This window comes from Micromonospora sp. URMC 107 (genome assembly GCF_051386315.1).
Lineage (GTDB): Bacteria > Actinomycetota > Actinomycetes > Mycobacteriales > Micromonosporaceae > Micromonospora.
In genome coordinates, this window is sequence record NZ_JBPQTK010000031.1 from 1 (window position 1) to 18339 (window position 18339).

Here is an 18339-nt window from a genome sequence, read left to right on the forward strand (position 1 = left end):
GGGGGGGCCCCCCCGCGCCCACGTCGGTCGGGGGAGGATGAGTAGGGCAGGCGGGGCGGGGAAAGGATCCGGGACATGGACATCGACGCAGACGGAGCACGGCCGGTGGGGAGTCCGGCGGCCGGCGTGGTGCACAGCCTCTCGGAGCGGCACCAGACCCTGGCCACCGTCGAGTCGCTCACCGGCGGCCTGCTGGCCGCCTCGATCGTGGAGATCGCCGGGGTGAGCGGGGTCTTCCGGGGCGGCCTGGTGGTCTACGCCACCGAGCTCAAGGCGCGGCTCGCCGGCGTGTCGGAGGACCTGCTGGCCGACCGGGGGCCGGTCGACCCGGACGTGGCGGTGGCCCTCGCCGAGGGCGGGCGGCGCCAGTGCGGGTCCGACTGGGGCCTGGCCACCACCGGGGTGGCCGGCCCTCAGCCGCAGGACGGCAAGCCGGTCGGGCTGGTCTACGTCGCGGTGGCCGGGCCGTCCGGCACCGACGTCCGGCAGCTCGACCTGGACGGCGGCCGCGACCACATCCGCTCCGCCGCGGTCGTCGAGGCGCTGCGGCTGCTCGCCGCGCGGATCCACGACACCGACGCGGCGGACGCCGACGGCGGGCGGGCCGAGGCGGCCGGCGCGGGGCGCCGGTGACCGGTCTGCCGCGATCCGAGGGGCGGGGTGGGATGTCGTGGGGGCCCGTAACGGGTACGGTTGCGGGAAGGCTCCGGCGACCGGTCCGGCTCGACACGCCGGACGGGCCGCGTGGACGAGTGGTGTCCCTCAGGGGGAGGTGCGAATGGTCCTGCTACGCCGCGTGATCGGTGACGCACTGCGGGCGCGCCGGCAGGGGCAGCACCGCACCCTGCGCGAGGTCTCCTCCGCCGCCAACGTCAGCCTCGGCTACCTGTCCGAGATCGAGCGCGGCCAGAAGGAGCCCTCCAGCGAGCTGCTGGCGGCGATCTGCGACGCCCTCGGTGCGCGCCTGTCCGAGCTGCTGCGCGAGGTCAGCGACACCGTCGCCCTCGCCGAGCAGATGCCCGGCGTGCTGGTGCCGGTGCAGGACGAGCCGGCCGCGCCCGTCGCCGTGCGCAGGAGCACCGGTCGGGGCGTCCACCAGGTCAGCTCGGACGGCACGGTCGCCGTCCAGGTCCGCCAGGACTCCCCGCTCAAGGCCACCCTGCGCAGCTCCCGGGTCCGGGGCAGCGAGCGCGACGTGGTCTGCGCCGCCTGAGCCACCCCCTTTCTCGCCACGTGGTCGGCCTCGACCGCGCCGCGTACCCTTGATCGCGGACGGCGTCGGCGCTCGCTTCGCTCGCCGGTACGGACGCCCGGGTGGCGTCCGGCTGGGACGATGGAGCCACTGCCGCGCCGGAGCCGGCCGGGAGCACCCGGCGCGGTCGAGGCGGAGCGACGCTACTGAGGGGACAACGCAAAGATGGCGAACCCGTTCGTCAAGGGGTGGAAGTACCTGATGGCGCTCTTCGGCGCCAGGATCGACGAGCACGCCGATCCGAAGGTGCAGATCCAGCAGGCCATCGAGGAGGCCCAGCGCCAGCACCAGGCGCTGGTCCAGCAGGCCGCCGCCGTGATCGGCAACCAGCGGCAGCTGGAGATGAAGCTGTCCCGGCAGATGTCCGAGGTCGAGCGGTTGCAGGCCAACGCCCGCCAGGCACTGGTCCTCGCCGACAAGGCCCGCGCCGGGGGCGACGAGGCGGAGGCCGGCCGCTACGAGCAGTCCGCCCAGACCCTCGCCACCCAGCTGGTCTCGGCCGAGCAGGCCACGGAGGACCTCAAGACCCTGCACGACCAGGCGCTCGGCGCCGCCGCCCAGGCCCGCCGGGCGGTCGAGAACAACTCGATGATCCTCCAGCAGAAGCTCGCCGAGCGCACCAAGCTGCTCAGCCAGCTGGAGCAGGCCAAGATGCAGGAGAGCGTGGCCCGCTCGCTGGAGTCGATGTCGGCCCTGACCGCCCCCGCCAACACGCCCTCGCTCGACGAGGTGCGCGACCGCATCGAGCAGCGGTACGCCACGGCGATGGGCCGCGCCGAGCTGGCCGGCAACTCCGTCGAGGGCCGCATGCTGGAGATCCAGAAGGCGACCCTCGACTCGGCCGGCTCCTCCCGCCTGGAGCAGATCCGGTCGAGCATGGCCGGCGAGCAGCTCGGCGGCAGGCAGGAACGACCGGCCGCGCAGCAGGCCCAGCCCGCCGCGCCGGCCGCCGACCCGGCGGCCGCCGCCCGGCTGGACGAGATCCGCGCCAGCATGGGCCGCGAACGCGGCACCGGGGACACCACCGCCGCCGGCTGAGCGGCCGGGTCGAGGAGGCAGAGGTGGCAGACGAGCGTACGCGGTACTTCCGCAGCCTGAGCCGGTTGCGGCGGTCCGCACGCCGGTGGAGCGTCACGGCCGGTGGCCTGGGCGGCGCCGCCGCGGTGCTGACCCCGTACGCCGGGCTGGGACTGCCCGACGCGGCCTGGGCGGCCGGGGCGGGCGGCGCGTTGGTGCTCGCCGCCTGGCGCTGGGTCGACCTGCGGGCGCTGGCCGCCCAGCCGGCACCGCCGGCGCTCGACCCGGCCGAGGCCGCCGCGCGCTCCCGCGCCCGGCTGGTCGCCGCCGTGGAGCGGCTCCCCGTCGGCCCCGGCGTGTTGGCCGAGGTCCGCCGGGTGCGCTCCCGGGTGGCGCTGCGCGGCACCAGTGCCGCCGAGCCCTGGGCCCGGCTGGACCGGGCCGCCCTCACCCTCGCCGGGATGACCGGCCGGCTGACGGGGCTGGCGTCGCCGGCCGTGCTGGAGGCCGCCGAGGCCGACCGGTCACTGCGGGACCTCGCCGACCGGGTGGCCAGCGTCGAGCGCACGCTGCGGCTCGCCCCGGCCGAGGCCCGGCCGCCGCTGGCCGAGGCGCACCGGGCCCTGACCGCACAGCTGGAGCAGGGCGTCACCGCGTACGAGCGGCTGGTCGTGGCCGCCGCCGGCTACGTGGCCGGGGACGCCCACCCCGACGCCGCGCACCCGGCCGCCTCCCGGCTCACCGAGGCGACCGACCTGCTGCACGGCGTCGCCTCGGCGCTGACCGAGCTGCGCGGCGTCGGCGCCCCGCTGCGCACCCCCTGACGCGCCCCGCCGTCACGATCTGGTCGATCATGCAGTTGTGGTGCCGGCTTCGCACCCGTTCGGGCGTTTCGCACCCCACCACAACTGCATGATCGACGCGGGCCGCGCGGGTCATGCGGGTCGGTCACGGCGGCGTGGTGACCGGCACCGGGCCGGTGAACGGGGAGCTGCCGACGACGTTGAACGACCGGATCCGGTAGTGGTAGGTGACGCCGCGCGCCAGGCCGGTGTTGGTGAAGCCCCGGCCGGTGACGGTGAAGGCCGCCACTCCCCGGCTGAACGCCGGGTCCAACGCCCGCTGCACGACGAACCCCGCGCCCGGCGCGGCCGGGGTGCTCGCCGCCCAGGCGAGGATCACCGTCGCCGTGTCCGGCCCGGACGCCGTCGCCGTGGCGGTCACCCCGGTGGGCGGGCCCGGCGCCGGCGGGGTGGTCGCCCGGGCCACCGTCGACCAGGCCGACGCGGCGCCGAGATAGGTGGTCCGCACCCGGTAGTAGTAGGTGGTGTCCGGGGCGACGGCGGCGTCGAGGTGGTTGTCGCCGACCCCGATCGCGGTGGTGCCCGGTCCGCTGCTGAACGTCGGGTTGGTGGCCCGCTGCACGTCGATCCCGGTGGCGAAGGAGCGGTTGGCCCAGCGCAGTGCGATCCGCAGCGGCGCGGCCGGCGGGATCGCCGCGGTCAGCCCCGTCGGCGCGGTGAGCTGCACCGAGGCTGGCACGCTGTTCGACCACGTGGAGCAGCTCACCGCGTTCTCCGCCCGGATCCGGTAGTGGTAGGTCACCCCGGGGGTGACGGTGGCGTCGGTGTGGCGGGTCGCGGTGGCCGCCACCGTGATCGCCGTGAGCCCCTGCGTGAAGGCGGCGTCGGTGGCCCGCTGGAGCAGGTGGCTGGTGGCCGGGGGGCGACTGCCGTTGCCCGTCCAGGTCAGCGCGATGGCCGGCAGCGCGGTGGCCGATCCGGGGGCGGGCGTGGCGGTCAGCCCGGTCGGCGCCCGGGGCGACACCCGCAGCACCAGCGGCCGGGTCATGCCCTGGTCCCGGTGGCCGCCGAGCTGGCTGTGCCACTGGTATTCCCAGCCGAGGTTGACGAGCTGGTTCACCACCGCCGCAGGCCGGCCGTCCACCGGACTGACCGGGGTCGAGCCGGTCCGGGCGCCGGCCGGCCGGAGCGGGTCGAGCAACCGTACGCTGTCGCCGATCTTGAACGGCAGGGGCGGCGCGACCGGCCGGATCGCGACGATCACGTCCTCGCGCGGGTCGACCCGGACGACCTGCTTCCAGCCCCGCTCCGCCGGGTGCGGCGCCCGGGTGGCGCCGTCCCAGCCGACCCGGTTGACCAGCTGCACGTCGCAGCCGGTGAACCGCACCGGCTGGGTCTGCCGGCTGTTGCCGCGGATCCGCCAGAGCTGGGTGCCGTCCGCGGGGCCGCCCACCGCGACGGCGGGGTCCGTGACGTGCAGCACCTCGGTGGCCGGGTCGGTCGGCCCGAGCGGCAGGACGGTGGGCGAGAGCGGCCCGGCGTGCGGGTGGCCGACGCCGAGCCGGCCGACGAGCCGGCCGTGGTCCGGTTCGAAGACCTGCTGCACCGCCTTGACCTCGATCGGCAGGCGCACCGGGGCGGCGGCGCCGGCCGGGAGGAAGCTGACCGTCGCGGCGTGCACCGGGACCACCGTGTCGCGCGCGGTGCGGGTGCCGAACGCCGCGTCGTACGCCGGCTGCGGCACGATCGGCGGGCGCTGGCTGGCCGCGTACGCGCCGGGCAGGCGCTCGCGCAGCCGGGCCAGGTCGTACGGCGGCGCCGGGGTGCCGGCGACCCGGAACTGGAGCAGGGTGCGGGTGTTCGGCCCGTACCCGGGGCGGGTGGGCGGCGCCCCGCCCTCGGCGCTGCGGTCGGGGCCGCCCGTGCGGTGGTCGGCGCGCGGGTCGAAGCCGGGCAGCGGGGCCGGGCAGTCGTTGTAGAGGATCAGCGTGCCGCCGGGCGGGACGGCGGAGAAGTCCACCAGCACGTCGGCGACCTCCCCCGGGGCGAGCAGCAACGCGTGCGCGTCGACGTTGAGCACGGTCGGGTCGCGCCGGTCGTACCGGTAGCCGACCGGCTGGTTCGGCACCACCACCGGCGCGGGGAGCAGGCCGCACTCGTTGCCGATCTGGACGAGTTCCGGGCCGGCGGCGCGCGGGTCCGGGACCCCGCCGTCCCGCCCGTCCGTCGGCCAGCCGGCCGGCCGGTCCGGCGCGCGGACCGCGTCCACCATCGGCACCTCGCCGGCGTCGGGGTCGGCCAGCGCGCCGTCCGCATCCCACATCGGGCCGTCGGAGCGGGCCCGGTAGAGCTGGAGGTTCAGGCCGCGGTCCAGGCAGGCGTTGAGGATCCGGAACCGGTACGTCCTCGGCTCGACCTCCAGGTACGGGTACGCGATCCCGTTGACGAGCATGGTGTCGCCGAACGCGTCCGGCACCGCCGAGGGGTGCGGGACGCCGGGCGCGAGCGGCGGCTCGTCGGGTGCGGCGACGGGGTCGTGGTGCGGGTTCGGCACCGGCCCCGCCCGGTGGGGCGGGCCGCCGTGCTCCCGCTCCCCGGCGTCGTCGCCCGTACGCGACCACGGACCGTAGTCCCACCGGCCGGTCGGGTTCGTCCCGTCGGCCCGGTGCGGGTTCTGCCGGGGCTGGTAGACGTGCGGGTGCCAGAGGCTGCCCCGGGAGCCCCAGCGGGCCCGGTCCCACGTCGGGTCCTCCCCGGCGAGCTGGGCGTCCTCCGGCACGAAGGTCTTGTCCTCGATCACCAGGGGCAGTTGGTCGGCGGGGAGCACCCCGTCGGCGACGAGCCTCTCCTCGGCCGGGTCGGTGAGCAGGTAGAGCGCGAGCTGCCCGGAGTAGACGGTGAGCCGGGACAGGCCGACGGTGTTGTCGTGGAACCAGCACAGCCGCCCGCTCTGCTCGTTCGGGTAGTAGAGCGTGGTCGCGCCCGCGCCGGGCGGCGGCATGTCGGGCACGTGGGCGAGGCCGGGCCCCGTCGGGTACGGGGTGATCTCGCCGGCCGGGGTCACCCACTGCCAGGGGTTGCCGGCGCTGGTCCAGCCGGTGTGCGCGCCCGCCAGCCGCAGCACCGCGCGGTTCTGCGGGTAGGGCGCGGGACCGTCGAGCGGGCCGGTCCCGGCGCCGTCGACGCTCTCGTCGACCGGCAGGAAGAGCTCGCCGGAGCGGCCGGTGGGGAGCTGGTTGATGAACTTGACCCGGACCGGCCGGCCGCGCCGGGCCAGGACGACCGGCCCGAGGTGCCAGGGACGCCCCGCCGGCACGACCGTGTTGTGCCCGTGCGTGTCCGTGCCGAGGTTGAGCTGCCGGTAGCCGCGCAGCCGGGTCGCCGGCAGGTCCCGGTGCAGCCGCTGCGCGTACTGCTCGAGGCCGATCTCGTAGTAGTCGCAGCCCGGGTAGCTGATGGTGTCCGGCACCGCCACCGGCAGGTGGGCGCCCAGCTCGGTGCGGCCGAGTGTGCCGGGGCGGGGCAGCGCGTCGACGAACTTGCGGATGCCGGTGCCGGGCAGCACGCAGCCGTCGGCGTCGACGACCGGCAGCGGGCTGCGGGCGTGGTTCGGCACCGGACCGAAGTGGCGCGGGACGGCGGCGGGGTCGAGGCTGGCGGGCGCGACGACGGACTCCGCCGCGCGCCGGGCCGCCGGGACGGGCGTCGGCCCGGTCCCGTCGGCGGCGTCGTCCCCGGCGCGGGCCGTCGCCCGCTCCGCCCACGGGATCCGGAGTCTGCGGAACAGCTCCATGGCTCTCCCCGGTGTCCGGGCGCGGCGGCCGCCACGGCGGCGTGGCGGACCCGGTCGCGCTTCGTTGACGATGCGTGAGGAGTCAACCGCAGCATGCGACCTCGACGGCGGGGTTAGGAAGTACCCAATCGTCCGTATCTGTGGCGGGGATGCGACTCGCCGCCGCCCCGCCGGAGTGTCCCGCCCGACACGCCGGCCGGCTGCGTCAGCCGGCGGGGGGTTCCGGCTGGCAGACCGGGCACCAGTAGGTGACCCGCTCGCCCAGTTCCTCCTTGCGGATCGCGGTGCCGCAGCGACGGCAGGGCTGGGCGCGCCGGCCGTAGACGTAACTGGTCTGCCCCCGGTGCAGCGAGCCGGTGGTGCTCTGCGTCCAGCGGCCCCGGTTGGCGGCGAGCAGCTTCTGGGCCAGGGCCACGGTGCCGGCGAGGTCCGGCACCGCGCGCACCGGGGTCCACGGCGAGACGCCGCGCAGGAAGAGCACCTCGCACTTGTAGAGGTTGCCGACGCCGGCCAGGTTGCGCTGGTCCAGCAGCGCCTCGGAGATGGTGGCGTCCGGGTGGGCGGCCAACCGGCGCACCGCCTCGGCCGGGTCCCAGTCCGCGCCGAGCAGGTCGGGGCCGAGGTGCCCGACGAGCGACTCCTCCTCGGCGGTCGGCACCAGCGCCAGCTCGTGCAGGTGGTAGCCGACGGCGACCGCCCGCGCGCTGCGCAGCACGACGCGGATCAGGTGCGCCGGCCGGGCCGCCCACCGTTCCCCCGGCGCGTACGCCCGCCAGGAGCCGTCCATCCGCAGGTGCGAGTGCAGCGTCCAGCGCGTCCCGCCGTCGTCTCCCGGGTCCCCGGCAGGACCGCCGTCCCGCGCCGGGGTCGCGTCGTTCGCTCCCGGCGCAGCGTGCGGCGGGGCCGCGGCGTGCGGCGGGGCCGCGGCGTGCGGCGGGGCGGCGAGGCGCAGCAGCAGGTGCTTGCCCCGGCTGGCCGACTCCCGCACGGTCCAGCCGGCGAGGTCGGTCGCCGCGAGCTGCGGCACCCGGAAGTCGCTGCCGGTCAGGCGGGCGCCGGCCAGGGCACGGTGCAGTACGCGGGCGGTGTTCCAGACGGTGTCGCCTTCGGGCACCCGCCCATCCTTCCTCGTCCGAGCCGAATTCGCATGTGTCGCTATTTGTATGGAGGTTCCTGTCGATCTACTGACAAGGAGAGGATCAGGGAGTTCTGAGGAGAATGCCCATGATTCTGCCCCAACGTCGCACCCGTACCGCCGCCCTGACCGTGATCCTCGCCCTCGCCCTCCTACCCTCCCCGAGCCCCGCGCTCGCCGCCGCCGACGGCGAGCGGTGGACGACCGACCTCTCCCGCGTCGACGCCGACGACGTCAACGTCCGGCACACCCGCGCCGGGCTCCGCCTGGCCGACCCCCGCCCCGCGCCGGCCCGCGCGCCCCGCAGCGCGGTCGCCGAGGGGATCTTCCTCGCGCCACCGCGCACCCTGGCCCGGCCCGCCACCCGGGTCCGCGCCACCGTCGACGCCCGCGCCACCGCCGGCGCCACCGCCGAGGCCCAGGTACGGGGCTGGCGGGCGGCGGGCTGGACCGAGTGGCGCGAGGCCACCGGCGGGGCGGTCTTCGACCGGCCGGTCACCCGCGTGCAGACCCGGGTGGTGCTCACCGCGAGCCGGTCCGGCGCCACCGCCGAGGTGCGCGCCGTGCGACTCACCGCCGACGCCGGCGCCGCCGTCTCCGCCGCCACGCCCGGCCTCACCTACCGGGTGTACGCGACCCGGATCGGGCTGGTCGGCGGGGTGACCGCCAACGGTCACACGATCGTGGCCGGGGACCACTTCGTCGCGCTGCCCTCCCGGCGCGGCCTGGCCCCAACGAACACCGGCGACTACACCGTCCGGGTCTGCACCACCACCGGCAGCCGCTGCGAGTACGCCCCGGTCTGGGACGTCGGCCCGTGGAACACCCGCGACGACTACTGGAACCTCAGCGCCGTGCGGGAGAACTGGAAGGACCTCCCGCAGGGCCGGCCGCAGGCGCAGGCGGCCTACCAGTCCGGCTACAACGGCGGGCGGGACCAGTTCGGGCGGGTGGTGCTGAACCCGGCCGGCGTCGACCTCGCCGACGGCACCTTCTGGGACGGGTTGCAGCTGACCACCAACGCCTGGGTGGACGTGGCGTACCTGTGGACCGGCAGCGGCCCGCGCGGCGTGGTCGGCGACGGTCCGCTCAACGTCCGCGCCGGCGCCGGTACGGGGTACGCGGTGCGGGGCCTGGCCGCCCGGTACGCCAACGTGCCGATCCAGTGCTACGTGACCGGGCAGACCGTGGCCGGCCCGTACCGGACCACCAACCGGTGGAACCGCCTCGCCGGCGGCCAGTACGTCAGCCACGCGTACGTCTCGGCGGTCTACGGCGGCACGGTGCCGCTCTGCTGACCACCGCCGCGTACGCCCACCGGGCCGGCCGGGCACCTCCGGTCCGGCCCGGTGCCGGCCACCGTGGTGCTCAGCCGGCCGCGATCCGCAGCAGGTCGCCCGGGACCACCGCCAGCAGGTCCGCCGCCCGGCCACCGTTGACCGCCACGGCGACCCGGCCGGCGGAGTCGGCGTGCACCACCAGCCCGCCCGCTGCGGCGTCGCCGAAGGTACGCCCGTGCACGGCCTCCCGGCCGGGCTCCGAACCGCTGCCCGGCCGCACCCGGACCCGGGCCGGCAGCGGCGCCAGCAGGTCGGCCGGCGCGGCCAGCTGGACGTTGCCGAAATGGTCGACGGTCAGCACCTCGGCCGTGAAGCCGTCCGCCTCCCGGCGGAGCACCGGCGCCGGCAGCCGGACCAGGGACCCGGGGTCGACCGCCGGGCCCACCCCGGCCAGCGGCGCGCCCAGCGCCAACCGCGCGGCCACCGGCGCGAAGACGTCCCGGCCGTGGAACGTGCGCGACACCTCGGGCGCGAGCCAGGCCGGATCGGTCAGCTCGACGGCGGCGAGCACCCCGCCCAGCGCCTCGGCGGCCTCCAGCAACAGGCCGTTGTCCGGCCCCACCAGCAGCCCGCGCGGGGTGGCCAGCGCGACGCCCCGGCGGGTCGTGCCCACGCCCGGGTCGACGACGGCCACGTGCACCCCCTCCGGCAGGTGCGGCACGGTCTGCGCGAGCACCGCCGCGCCCCGGCGTACGTCGGCCGGCGGGACGAGATGGGTCACGTCGACGACCCGGGCCTGCGGCGCCAGCCGCGCGATCACCCCGTGGCAGGCGGCGACGAATCCGTCGGCGAGGCCGTAGTCGGTGGTCAGCGAGATCCACGGGACGCGGGCCGCGCCGGCGGGTGGGGCGGCGGCCTGCCGACCGTGCACCGGACGGCCGGCGGGGACCGGTTCGTCCGCGCTGAGGCGCAGTTCCAGGACCAGTTCGTCGTGCAGCGGGATGCCGTCCTCGCCGGTTGCCGGGATGCTCGGCTTGAGCCGGCGCGCCCGGTCCACCGCGCCCCGGTCCACGCGCACCAGCCGCAGGCCGCGCCGCTGGTAGAACCGCAGCGCCCGCAGGTTGTCGTTCGTGGTGACGAGCCAGAGCCGGGGCCGGCCAGCGGCCCGGGCCACCTCCTCGGCCGCCGCCAGCAGGGCCGTGCCGACGCCGCCGCCGGGCGTCGCGGCCACCACGCTGACCACCTCCAGCCCGTCGGCGCCGTCGTGGTGGGCGAGCGCCCCGACCACCGCCCCGGCCCCGTCGGTCGCCACCAGCGTGGGCAGCGTACGCAGGTCGTGCCGGGTGTCGTGGGCGACGACGTACGGCCCGCCCCACTCGCGGTCGTGCAGCGCGTCGACCGCCGCGCGGTCCCGGGCCCGCGCGGGCCGTACGGTCACCCCGGTCATCCCGTTCGTCCCGGTCATCCTCGGCTCCCCTCGTCGACCGGGTCGGGATCGTACCGGTGCCACCCCGCGCCGTCCGGTCGACTGGCGCGGGGTGGCAGAAATGGGACAACGGCACTGACCGACCGGCCACTGCCGGGACGGGAGCCGGTTGGGCAGACTGCCAGGGGTGACCAACCGGAGCCTGCCCGCCGTCGCGGTCCTCGTGATCGCCGCCGCCCTCACCGCCGCCTGCGGCGACGACGCGGAGGAGCCGCCGCGCGCCGCGCCCCCGGCCGCCTCGGCGTCGACCCCGGCCGACGTGCCGTCGTCGGCCCCGACCGGCGCAACGGCGACGCCGCCGGCCGCCCGGCCGACCGGGGCGGGCCCGGCCGGTCCGAGCGCCGGCGGGACGACCGAGCGCCGTCCCGCCAGCCCGCCGCCGGTGAAGCTCCCGGTCAAGCCGACCGGCACGCCCGGCGCGCGGCAGGTCGTGGACGCGTTCAAGGCCGCCGGGCTGAAGGTGCCCAACCCCCGGGACCGGTCGGTCGACTGCGGCCCGGACGGGCTCGGCCTGGGCTGCTCCGAGCTGGTCGCGACCGACGCCGTCACGGTCTACGTCTTCCCCGACGAGACCAGCGCCAGCGAGATCGCCGAGACGTGGGGCGGCCAGTCGTTCCGGCGGGGCACGGTGGTGCTCAACTACCTGGAGGCGAAGACCCCCACGGCCGACCGCGCCAGGTACGAGAAGGTCCTCACCAGCCTGCGCTGACCGTCCGAGCCGGGCCTCCGCTCCATCCTCCTCGAAACGGGTGGAGGGCGTCGGCGCTGCTAAAATCACCGTCGTGGCACGAGGTATCTGGTCGCAGAAGGTCCGCTCCGCCCGCTGACGGCGGCGCCTCCTCTCTGCTGAAATCCGCGCTTGCCGTTCCGGTTCCCGCCGGGCGGTCGCTTGACGCTGCCCGGCTCCACTGCGAGCTGCTGCGGAGCACCCTTGAACCTCAACCCGAATCCCGAAACCATGTCCCCGCCCGTCAAGGCGGGCGGTAGCGCACACCTGCGCGCCACTGGCGTCACCGTCGTCCGTGGGTCCCGGCGTGTTCTGAACGACGTCTCGGTCACTGTCTCCGCCCGGTCACGGGTCGCCGTCGTCGGCGAGAACGGCCGCGGCAAGACGACGCTGCTGCACGTTCTCGCCGGCCTGATCGCGCCTGACGAGGGCACCGTGCACCGAGCCGGCACGATCGGCCTGGCCCGCCAGGAACTGGCCGCGCGCGACGGTGAGACCGTCGGCACCCTGACGTCCGAGGCGCTGGCCGCGTCGCTCGCGGCCCTCGCCGCACTCGACGAGGCCACCGGCGCCGTCGCCGCGGGCGATCCCGCCGCCGACGATCGCTACGCCGCCGCGCTCGACGCCGCCACCCGGCTAGACGCGTGGGACGCCGAGCGTCGCATCGATGTCGCACTTGAGGCCCTCGGCGCTTGTACGGACCGCGACCGCCCGTTGTCGACGCTGTCGGTCGGGCAGCGCTACCGGGTGCGGCTGGCGTGCCTGCTCGGCGCGCGGCACGACGTGCTGCTGCTCGACGAGCCGACCAACCACCTCGACGCCGGCGGACTGGACTTCCTGACCCGCAGGCTGCGCGAGCACGACGGCGGCCTCGCCGTCGTCAGCCACGACCGGGCGCTGCTGCGCGACGTCGCCGACCGGTTCCTCGACCTCGACCCGACCCGCGACGGCAAGCCGCGTCTGTACGCCGGAGGCTACGACGCCTGGCAGGACGCCCGGCGTCACGAACGTGAGCGCTGGCAGCAGGACTACGAAGAGCAGCAGACCGAGCACCGGCGGCTGCAGGACGCGGTGTCCAAGGCCCGCGACCGGCTCTCCACCGGCTGGCGGCCGGACAAGGGGACCGGCAAGCATCAGCGCCAGTCCCGGGCACCGGGCGTCGTGCAGGCTCTGCACCGTCAGCAGGATGCCCTGGAGTCGCACCGGATCGACGTGCCGGAGCCGCCGCCGACGTTGCGATGGCCCGACCTGGGCGTCCGGCCGGGTGCGCCACAGGTGCGGGCGCACGCCGTCGCCGTCGGGGGGCGCCTGGACGGTCCGGTCGACCTCACTCTCGACGGCGGCGACCGGCTGCTCGTCACCGGAGCGAACGGTGCCGGAAAGTCCACGCTGCTCGCGGTGCTGGCCGGGTCGCTCCAACCCACGTACGGACACGTCTCGACGGCGAAGGAGGCACGGGTCGCTCTGATCGCCCAGGAGACCGCCGAGCAGAACCCCGGCCTCACCGCCGGCGAGGCGTACGCCCGCCGGGTGGGGCGGCTGGTGGGCTGCGGGGCGCTCCGCGACGCCGACGCCATTCCGCTCGGGGCGCTGGGGCTGCTGGGCTCCGATGCGATGCGTACGCCGATCGGGCGGATGTCGCAGGGGCAGCAGCGGCGCCTCGACCTGGCGTTGGCGCTGGCCGGGCGGCCCAGCCTGATCCTGCTCGACGAGCCGACCAACCACCTGTCGTCGGCGCTGGTCGACGAGCTGACCGACGCGATACGCGCCACCAGCGCCGCCGTCGTGGTCGCCACGCACGACCGGCAGCTGCTGCGAGATCTTTCCGACTGGCCGCGCCTGGAGCTTGAGGATCGGTAGGGGGTGTCACCAGCTGCGAACGACGGCGGTCCGGCTTGCTGCTCAGCGCGCCGCGGGCACCATCGCGCGCACCCGGCCGGCAGCCGGTAGCCGCGGGTCGGGGACGTGGGTCGGCGTCGCGGCCGGACTGCTTCCCGGCGAAGGCACGCCGCCCGGCGGCTGGGGGGTGAGCCGTGCCGGACGTGCCGGTGCGGCTCAGCCGCGTAGGCGCAGGCCGCGCGGGGTGGCGCGGAAGCCGGCGGCGGTGAGGGCGTCGCGCAGCGGCGAGGAGCGCACCGCCTCGCCGTCGGCCCGCTCCACCGACATCGCGCCCAGGGCGCCGGAGTGGACCGCGTCGGCGAGCGCCTTGCCGGCGGCCGCCAGCAGGTCGGTCTCGTCGGTGAAGGAGAGGATCGTCCGCCCGCCGCGTTCGACGTAGAGCACCAGGTCGCCGGCGACCAGCACCACCACGGCGCCGGCCTTGCGCCCCGCCCGGTGCCCGGTCGCCGGGGCGGCCCCGTCGCCCGAGTCGACCACCCGCTCCGGCCAGGGCAACGCCGCGCCGTACGGGTTGGCCGGGTCCGTCGCGGCGAGCACCAGGGTGGGCCCGCCGCGCCCCCGCCCGCCGTCGGTGGGCTCGGCCAGCGCCCGGATCCGGTCCACCGCGCCCGGCACGGCGAACTGCGCCGCGCCCAGTCCCTCCACGAAGTAGCCCCGCCGGGCCGCGCCGCGCTCCTCCAGCGCGGAGAGCACCGGATAGACCGCGGCGAAGCCGCCCACCACCTGCTCGGCCATCACCGCGCCCCGGGTCACCACGCCGTGCCGTTCGAGCAGCACGTCGGCGAGGGCCGCGGCGCGGCGGGTCGGGTCGGTGTCGCGTTCCGGCAGGCGGGACCAGCGGCCGGCGACGGTCGGCGGGCCGCCACGCGTCGGCAGGGCCACCCGCCCGGGGCGCCGGTAACGGGTGCGCGGCGCGGTGGCCCGGGACTTGTGCGCCCCGCCGCCGCCGAGCGCCGCGCGCAACGGGGCGAGGGTGTCGTTGGTGAGGTGACCGGCCCACACCAGGTCCCAGACGACGGCGGTCAGCGCGGCGTCGTCGGTCGAGTCGACCCGGTCGGAGAGCGACCGGAAGAACAACGCCTGCCCGTCGCCGAGCGCGTCCAGGACGGCGTCGTGCAGCGGGGTGCGGGTGAGCGCCTCGTCGGGCGGGGGAAGCAGCAGGGGGGCCACGTCGGCGTACGCCAGGGTGACCCAGCCGTCGCCGCCGGAGATCGCCCCGGAGCCGGCCCAGAGCACCTCGCCGCTGGCACAGAGCTCGTCGAGCTGGGCGGGGGAGTAGTTGGCGACCCGGCCGGGCAGCACCAGCCGTTCCAGCGCCGACGCCGGCACCGCCGCCCCCTGCAACTGCTCCACGGCGGCGGCCAGCGCCTCGACCCCCCGCGCGGACGAGCCCACCTGCTGCCAGCGGGGCAGGAACGCGGCCAGCGCGCGGGGCGGCACCGGCTCGATCTCCCGGCGCAGCGCGGCCAGGGACCGGCGACGCAGCAGCCGCAGCACCTCCGCGTCGCACCACTGGCTGCCGACCGTGTCAGGGGTGAACTCGCCGGCGACGACCCGACCGGTGGCGGCGAGCCGGCGCAGCGCCTGCTCGACCACGAAGACGCCGAGCCCGAAGCGGGCCGCGCAGGTGGCGGCGGCGAACGGCCCGTGCGTACGCGCGTAGCGGGCGACCAGGTCGCCGAGCGGATCGGCGACCGGGGCGAGGTAGGCCTCGGCCACCCCGACCGGCAGGGCCACGCCGAGGGCGTCCCGCAGCCGGGCCGCGTCCTCGATGCCCACCCAGCGCTCCTCGCCGGCGACGCGCACCCGCAGCACCCGGCGGGCCGCCGCCAGCTCGGTCAGCCACCCGGGGGAGGCGCCCCGCTCGGCCAGCTCCGCCTCGGAGAGGTCACCGACCACGCGGAGCAGCTCGACCACGTCCTCCGCGTCGCGTGGGCGGCGCTGCTCGGTCAGCCAGCGCAGCTGCCGCTCGGTCTCGGCCAGCACGGCGGGGTCGAGCAGCTCCCGCAGGTCGACCCGGCCGAGCAGCTCGCCCAGCAGGGTCGAGTCCAGCGCCAGCGCGGCGGCCCGGCGCTCGGCCAGCGGCGCGTCGCCCTCGTAGAGGAAGGCACCGACGTAGCCGAAGAGCAGCGACCGGGCGAACGGCGACGGCTGGGGGGTCTCCACCTCGACCAGGCGCACCTTGCGGGCGGCCAGGTCGCGCATCAGCTGGCCCAGCGCGGGCTGGTCGAAGACGTCCTGGAGACACTCCCGGGCGGCCTCCAGGGTGACCGGAAAGTCGGCGTACTCGCGGGCGACGTCGAGCAGTTGGGCGGCGCGTTGCCGCTGCTGCCACAGCGGCTGGCGGCGGCGCGGGTCGCGCCGGGGCAACAGCAGCGACCGGGCGGCGCACTCGCGGAACCGGGACGCGAAGAGCGCGGACGTGCCGACCGACTCCTCGACGAGCTGGGCGATCTCCTCCGGCTCGAAGACCACGACGTCGGCGCCGGGCGGCTCGTCCGCCGTGTCCGGCAGGCGGACCACGATGCCGTCGTCGGACGGCATCACCTGGGCGTCCACGCCGTAGCGCTCGGCGAGCCGGCGGCCGATGGCCAGCGCCCACGGCCCGTTGACCCGGGCGCCGAGCACGCTGTGCACGGCCAGCCGCCAGTCGCCCAGCTCGTCGCGGAACCGTTCGACCACCACCGTGCGGTCGTCGGGCAGGGACCGGGTGGCGGCGCGCTGTTCGCGCAGGTAGGCCATCAGGTTGCCGGCGGCCCAGTCGTCGAGGCCGCCGGCCCGCAGCGCGGCGACCGCCGTCTCGTCGTCCTGCTTGAGCAGGGCCCGCACGCGGGCGCCGATGGCCCGGCCCAGCTCGACGGGTCGGCCGAGCTGGTCGCCCTTCCAGAACGGCATCTTCGCCGCCTGCCCCGGGGCCGGGGAGACCAGCACCCGGTCGGGGGTGATCTCCTCGATCCGCCAGGACGACGAGCCGAGCAGGAAGACGTCGCCGACGCGGGACTCGTAGACCATCTCCTCGTCCAGCTCGCCGACCCGGGCGGCCCGCTCCGCCCCCGCCAGGAAGACGCCGAACAGGCCCCGGTCGGGGATCGTGCCGCCGCTGGTCACCGCGAGGCGCTGCGCGCCGGGCCGGCCGGTGAGCGTGTCGGTGGCGCGGTCCCAGACCAGCCGGGGCCGCAGCTCGGCGAACGCGGTCGACGGGTAGCGGCCGGAGAGCATGTCGAGCACCGCGTGCAGCGCCGAGTCGGGCAGCTCGGCGAAGGGCGCCGCCCGGCGCACCAGCACGGCCAGGTCACCGACGCGCCACGGCTCCAGCGCCACCATGGCGACGATCTGCTGGGCCAGCACGTCGAGGGGATTGCGCGGGTGGTGCAGCTCCTCGATCGCGCCGTCGGCCATCCGCTCGGCCACCACCGTGCACGACAGCAGGTCGCCCCGGTGCTTGGGGAAGACCACCCCGCGGGAGACCGCGCCGACCTGATGCCCGGCCCGACCCACCCGTTGCAGCCCGGCGGCCACGCTGGGCGGCGCCTCGATCTGCACCACCAGGTCGACGGCGCCCATGTCGATGCCCAGCTCCAGGCTGGAGGTCGCCACCACGGCGGGCAGCTGGCCGGACTTGAGCGCCTCCTCGATGTGCTTGCGCTCCTCCCGGGAGACGCTGCCGTGGTGGGCGCGGGCGATCACCGGCGGCGCCCCGGCCGCCGCCCCGGCCTGCGCCATCAGCTCCGCCGGCGGACGGCCGACGCGCGCCGGCCCCACGGGCCCGCCCCACTCGTCCGCGCCGCCCGGCGTGGGCCCGGCCTCGGCCCCGGCGTCGCGTCCCGCGAGCTCGGTCCCCGCGTCGCCGGGACCTGTGGCTGGGGCATCCCCCGCACCGTCGGGCCGTGCGGGTGGGGCGGCCAGCGCACCGTCGGGCCGTGCGGGTGGGGCGGCCAGCGCGGCGGCAACCAGCTCCTGCCCGGCCAGCTCGTTGAGCCGGGCGCAGAGGCGCTCCGCCGAACGCCGGGAGTTGGTGAAGACGATGGTCGAGCGGTGCGCCCTGACCAGGGAGAAGACGCGTTCCTCCAGCGCCGGCCAGATGGACGCCCGCCGCGCGCCGAGACCGCCGAGGTCGTCCTCCGGCGGCTCCTGCTCGTCGAGGCGGGTCATGTCCTCCACCGGGACCTGGACGCTGACCTCGATCGTCTTGGCGGTGGGCGGCGCGACCACGTCGACGGGGTGGACGCCGCCGAGGAAACGGGCGCACGCGTCGACCGGCCGGACGGTCGCGGAGAGGCCGATCCGCTGCGCCGGGGCGGGCAGCAGCTCGTCGAGGCGTTCCAGGGAGAGCGCGAGGTGGGCCCCGCGCTTGGTGCCGGCGACCGCGTGCACCTCGTCGACGATCACCGTCTCGACGCCGCGCAGGGAGTCGCGGGCGGCGGAGGTGAGCAGCAGGAACAGCGACTCGGGTGTGGTGATGAGGATGTCGGGCGGGGTGCGGGCGAAGGCCCGCCGCTCGTCGGCGGGGGTGTCGCCGGTGCGCATCCCGACGGTGATCTCCGGTGGGGCGACGCCGAGGCGGGTGGCGGCCTGCCGGATGCCCGTGAGCGGGGTGCGCAGGTTGCGCTCGACGTCGACCGCGAGCGCCTTGAGCGGGCTGACGTAGAGCACCCGGCACCGGTGCCGGGGGTCGGCCGGGGCAGGCTCGCGGGCCAGCCGGTCGAGCGACCAGAGGAACGCGGCCAGCGTCTTGCCCGAACCCGTGGGGGCCACCACCAACGCGTTGCGCCCGGCGGAGACGGAACTCCAGGCGCCGGTCTGGGCGGCGGTGGGCGCGGCGAAGGCGGCGCCGAACCACTCCCGGGTGGCCGCGCCGAAACCCGCCATCGCCTCCGTCACGCCATCCATCCTGCCCCGGCGGTGTGACATCCAGGCCTACGGCAGGGGTGGAGTGCCCTGCTCCGG

At 76.6% G+C, this 18339-nt stretch carries 11 protein-coding genes and 1 pseudogene; 7 read left to right on the plus strand and 5 right to left on the minus strand.

The features are described from left to right. Positions 1–75 precede the first annotated feature (75 nt). From ACSNN9_RS10065 to pspM, 4 genes are all read left to right on the plus strand, one after another. Positions 76–633, plus strand: a complete 558-nt coding sequence (locus ACSNN9_RS10065; RefSeq protein WP_436672773.1) for a CinA family protein — start codon at positions 76–78, stop codon at positions 631–633. 145 nt (positions 634–778) lie between these two features. Next, the gene (locus ACSNN9_RS10070; protein ID WP_121396018.1) at positions 779–1213 is read left to right on the plus strand and encodes a helix-turn-helix domain-containing protein; all 435 of its coding nucleotides are present in this window, start codon (positions 779–781) and stop codon (positions 1211–1213) included. Between the two features lie 204 nt (positions 1214–1417). Further along, a complete protein-coding gene (locus ACSNN9_RS10075) occupies positions 1418–2290 on the plus strand; it encodes a PspA/IM30 family protein (protein ID WP_436672776.1) in 873 nt (290 codons plus the stop codon). Between the two features lie 23 nt (positions 2291–2313). Continuing rightward, positions 2314–3093 carry a phage shock envelope stress response protein PspM gene (gene pspM, locus ACSNN9_RS10080; RefSeq protein WP_358084224.1) on the plus strand — a complete coding sequence of 260 codons (780 nt, stop codon included), beginning with the start codon at positions 2314–2316 and terminating at the stop codon, positions 3091–3093. A 124-nt stretch (positions 3094–3217) separates the two neighbouring features. Here the strand turns inward: pspM and ACSNN9_RS10085 are convergent, their stop codons facing one another. After that, positions 3218–6865: a hypothetical protein gene (locus tag ACSNN9_RS10085; RefSeq protein ID WP_436672778.1), complete on the minus strand. Its 3648-nt coding sequence runs from the start codon at positions 6863–6865 to the stop codon at positions 3218–3220. Positions 6866–7070: 205 nt separating this feature from the next. Further along, on the minus strand, positions 7071–7979 hold the full coding sequence (locus tag ACSNN9_RS10090) for a zinc finger domain-containing protein (RefSeq protein WP_436672780.1): 909 nt from the start codon (positions 7977–7979) through the stop codon (positions 7071–7073). Positions 7980–8089: 110 nt separating this feature from the next. Between ACSNN9_RS10090 and ACSNN9_RS10095 the strand changes: the two genes are divergently transcribed. Then, positions 8090–9298: a hypothetical protein gene (locus ACSNN9_RS10095; RefSeq protein WP_436672781.1), complete on the plus strand. Its 1209-nt coding sequence runs from the start codon at positions 8090–8092 to the stop codon at positions 9296–9298. 70 nt (positions 9299–9368) lie between these two features. On the opposite strand, the gene ACSNN9_RS10100 is transcribed toward ACSNN9_RS10095, so the two are convergent. Both ACSNN9_RS10100 and ACSNN9_RS10105 read right to left on the minus strand, forming a co-directional pair. Beyond that, positions 9369–10211, minus strand: a complete 843-nt coding sequence (locus tag ACSNN9_RS10100; protein WP_436672818.1) for an SAM hydrolase/SAM-dependent halogenase family protein — start codon at positions 10209–10211, stop codon at positions 9369–9371. Between the two features lie 168 nt (positions 10212–10379). Further along, positions 10380–10745, minus strand: a pseudogene (locus ACSNN9_RS10105) (GNAT family N-acetyltransferase); the annotation flags it as partial. Between the two features lie 148 nt (positions 10746–10893). Between ACSNN9_RS10105 and ACSNN9_RS10110 the strand changes: the two are divergent. Both ACSNN9_RS10110 and ACSNN9_RS10115 read left to right on the plus strand, forming a co-directional pair. Further along, on the plus strand, positions 10894–11475 hold the full coding sequence (locus tag ACSNN9_RS10110; protein WP_436672783.1) for a hypothetical protein: 582 nt from the start codon (positions 10894–10896) through the stop codon (positions 11473–11475). Positions 11476–11724: 249 nt separating this feature from the next. After that, positions 11725–13353: an ABC-F family ATP-binding cassette domain-containing protein gene (locus ACSNN9_RS10115; protein ID WP_436672785.1), complete on the plus strand. Its 1629-nt coding sequence runs from the start codon at positions 11725–11727 to the stop codon at positions 13351–13353. A 195-nt stretch (positions 13354–13548) separates the two neighbouring features. Here the strand turns inward: ACSNN9_RS10115 and ACSNN9_RS10120 are convergent, their stop codons facing one another. Continuing rightward, positions 13549–18303, minus strand: a complete 4755-nt coding sequence (locus ACSNN9_RS10120; protein WP_436672787.1) for an Lhr family helicase — start codon at positions 18301–18303, stop codon at positions 13549–13551. Between the last annotated feature and the right edge of the window lie 36 nt (positions 18304–18339).

Coding starts and splice junctions, on each gene's coding strand:
- ACSNN9_RS10065 (WP_436672773.1), top strand. CDS start 76: ATGGACATCGACGCAGACGGAGCACGGCCGGTGGGGAGTCCGGCGGCC.
- ACSNN9_RS10070 (WP_121396018.1), top strand. CDS start 779: ATGGTCCTGCTACGCCGCGTGATCGGTGACGCACTGCGGGCGCGCCGG.
- ACSNN9_RS10075 (WP_436672776.1), top strand. CDS start 1,418: ATGGCGAACCCGTTCGTCAAGGGGTGGAAGTACCTGATGGCGCTCTTC.
- ACSNN9_RS10085 (WP_436672778.1), bottom strand. CDS start 6,865: ATGGAGCTGTTCCGCAGACTCCGGATCCCGTGGGCGGAGCGGGCGACG.
- ACSNN9_RS10095 (WP_436672781.1), top strand. CDS start 8,090: ATGATTCTGCCCCAACGTCGCACCCGTACCGCCGCCCTGACCGTGATC.
- ACSNN9_RS10115 (WP_436672785.1), top strand. CDS start 11,725: ATGTCCCCGCCCGTCAAGGCGGGCGGTAGCGCACACCTGCGCGCCACT.
- ACSNN9_RS10120 (WP_436672787.1), bottom strand. CDS start 18,303: ATGTCACACCGCCGGGGCAGGATGGATGGCGTGACGGAGGCGATGGCG.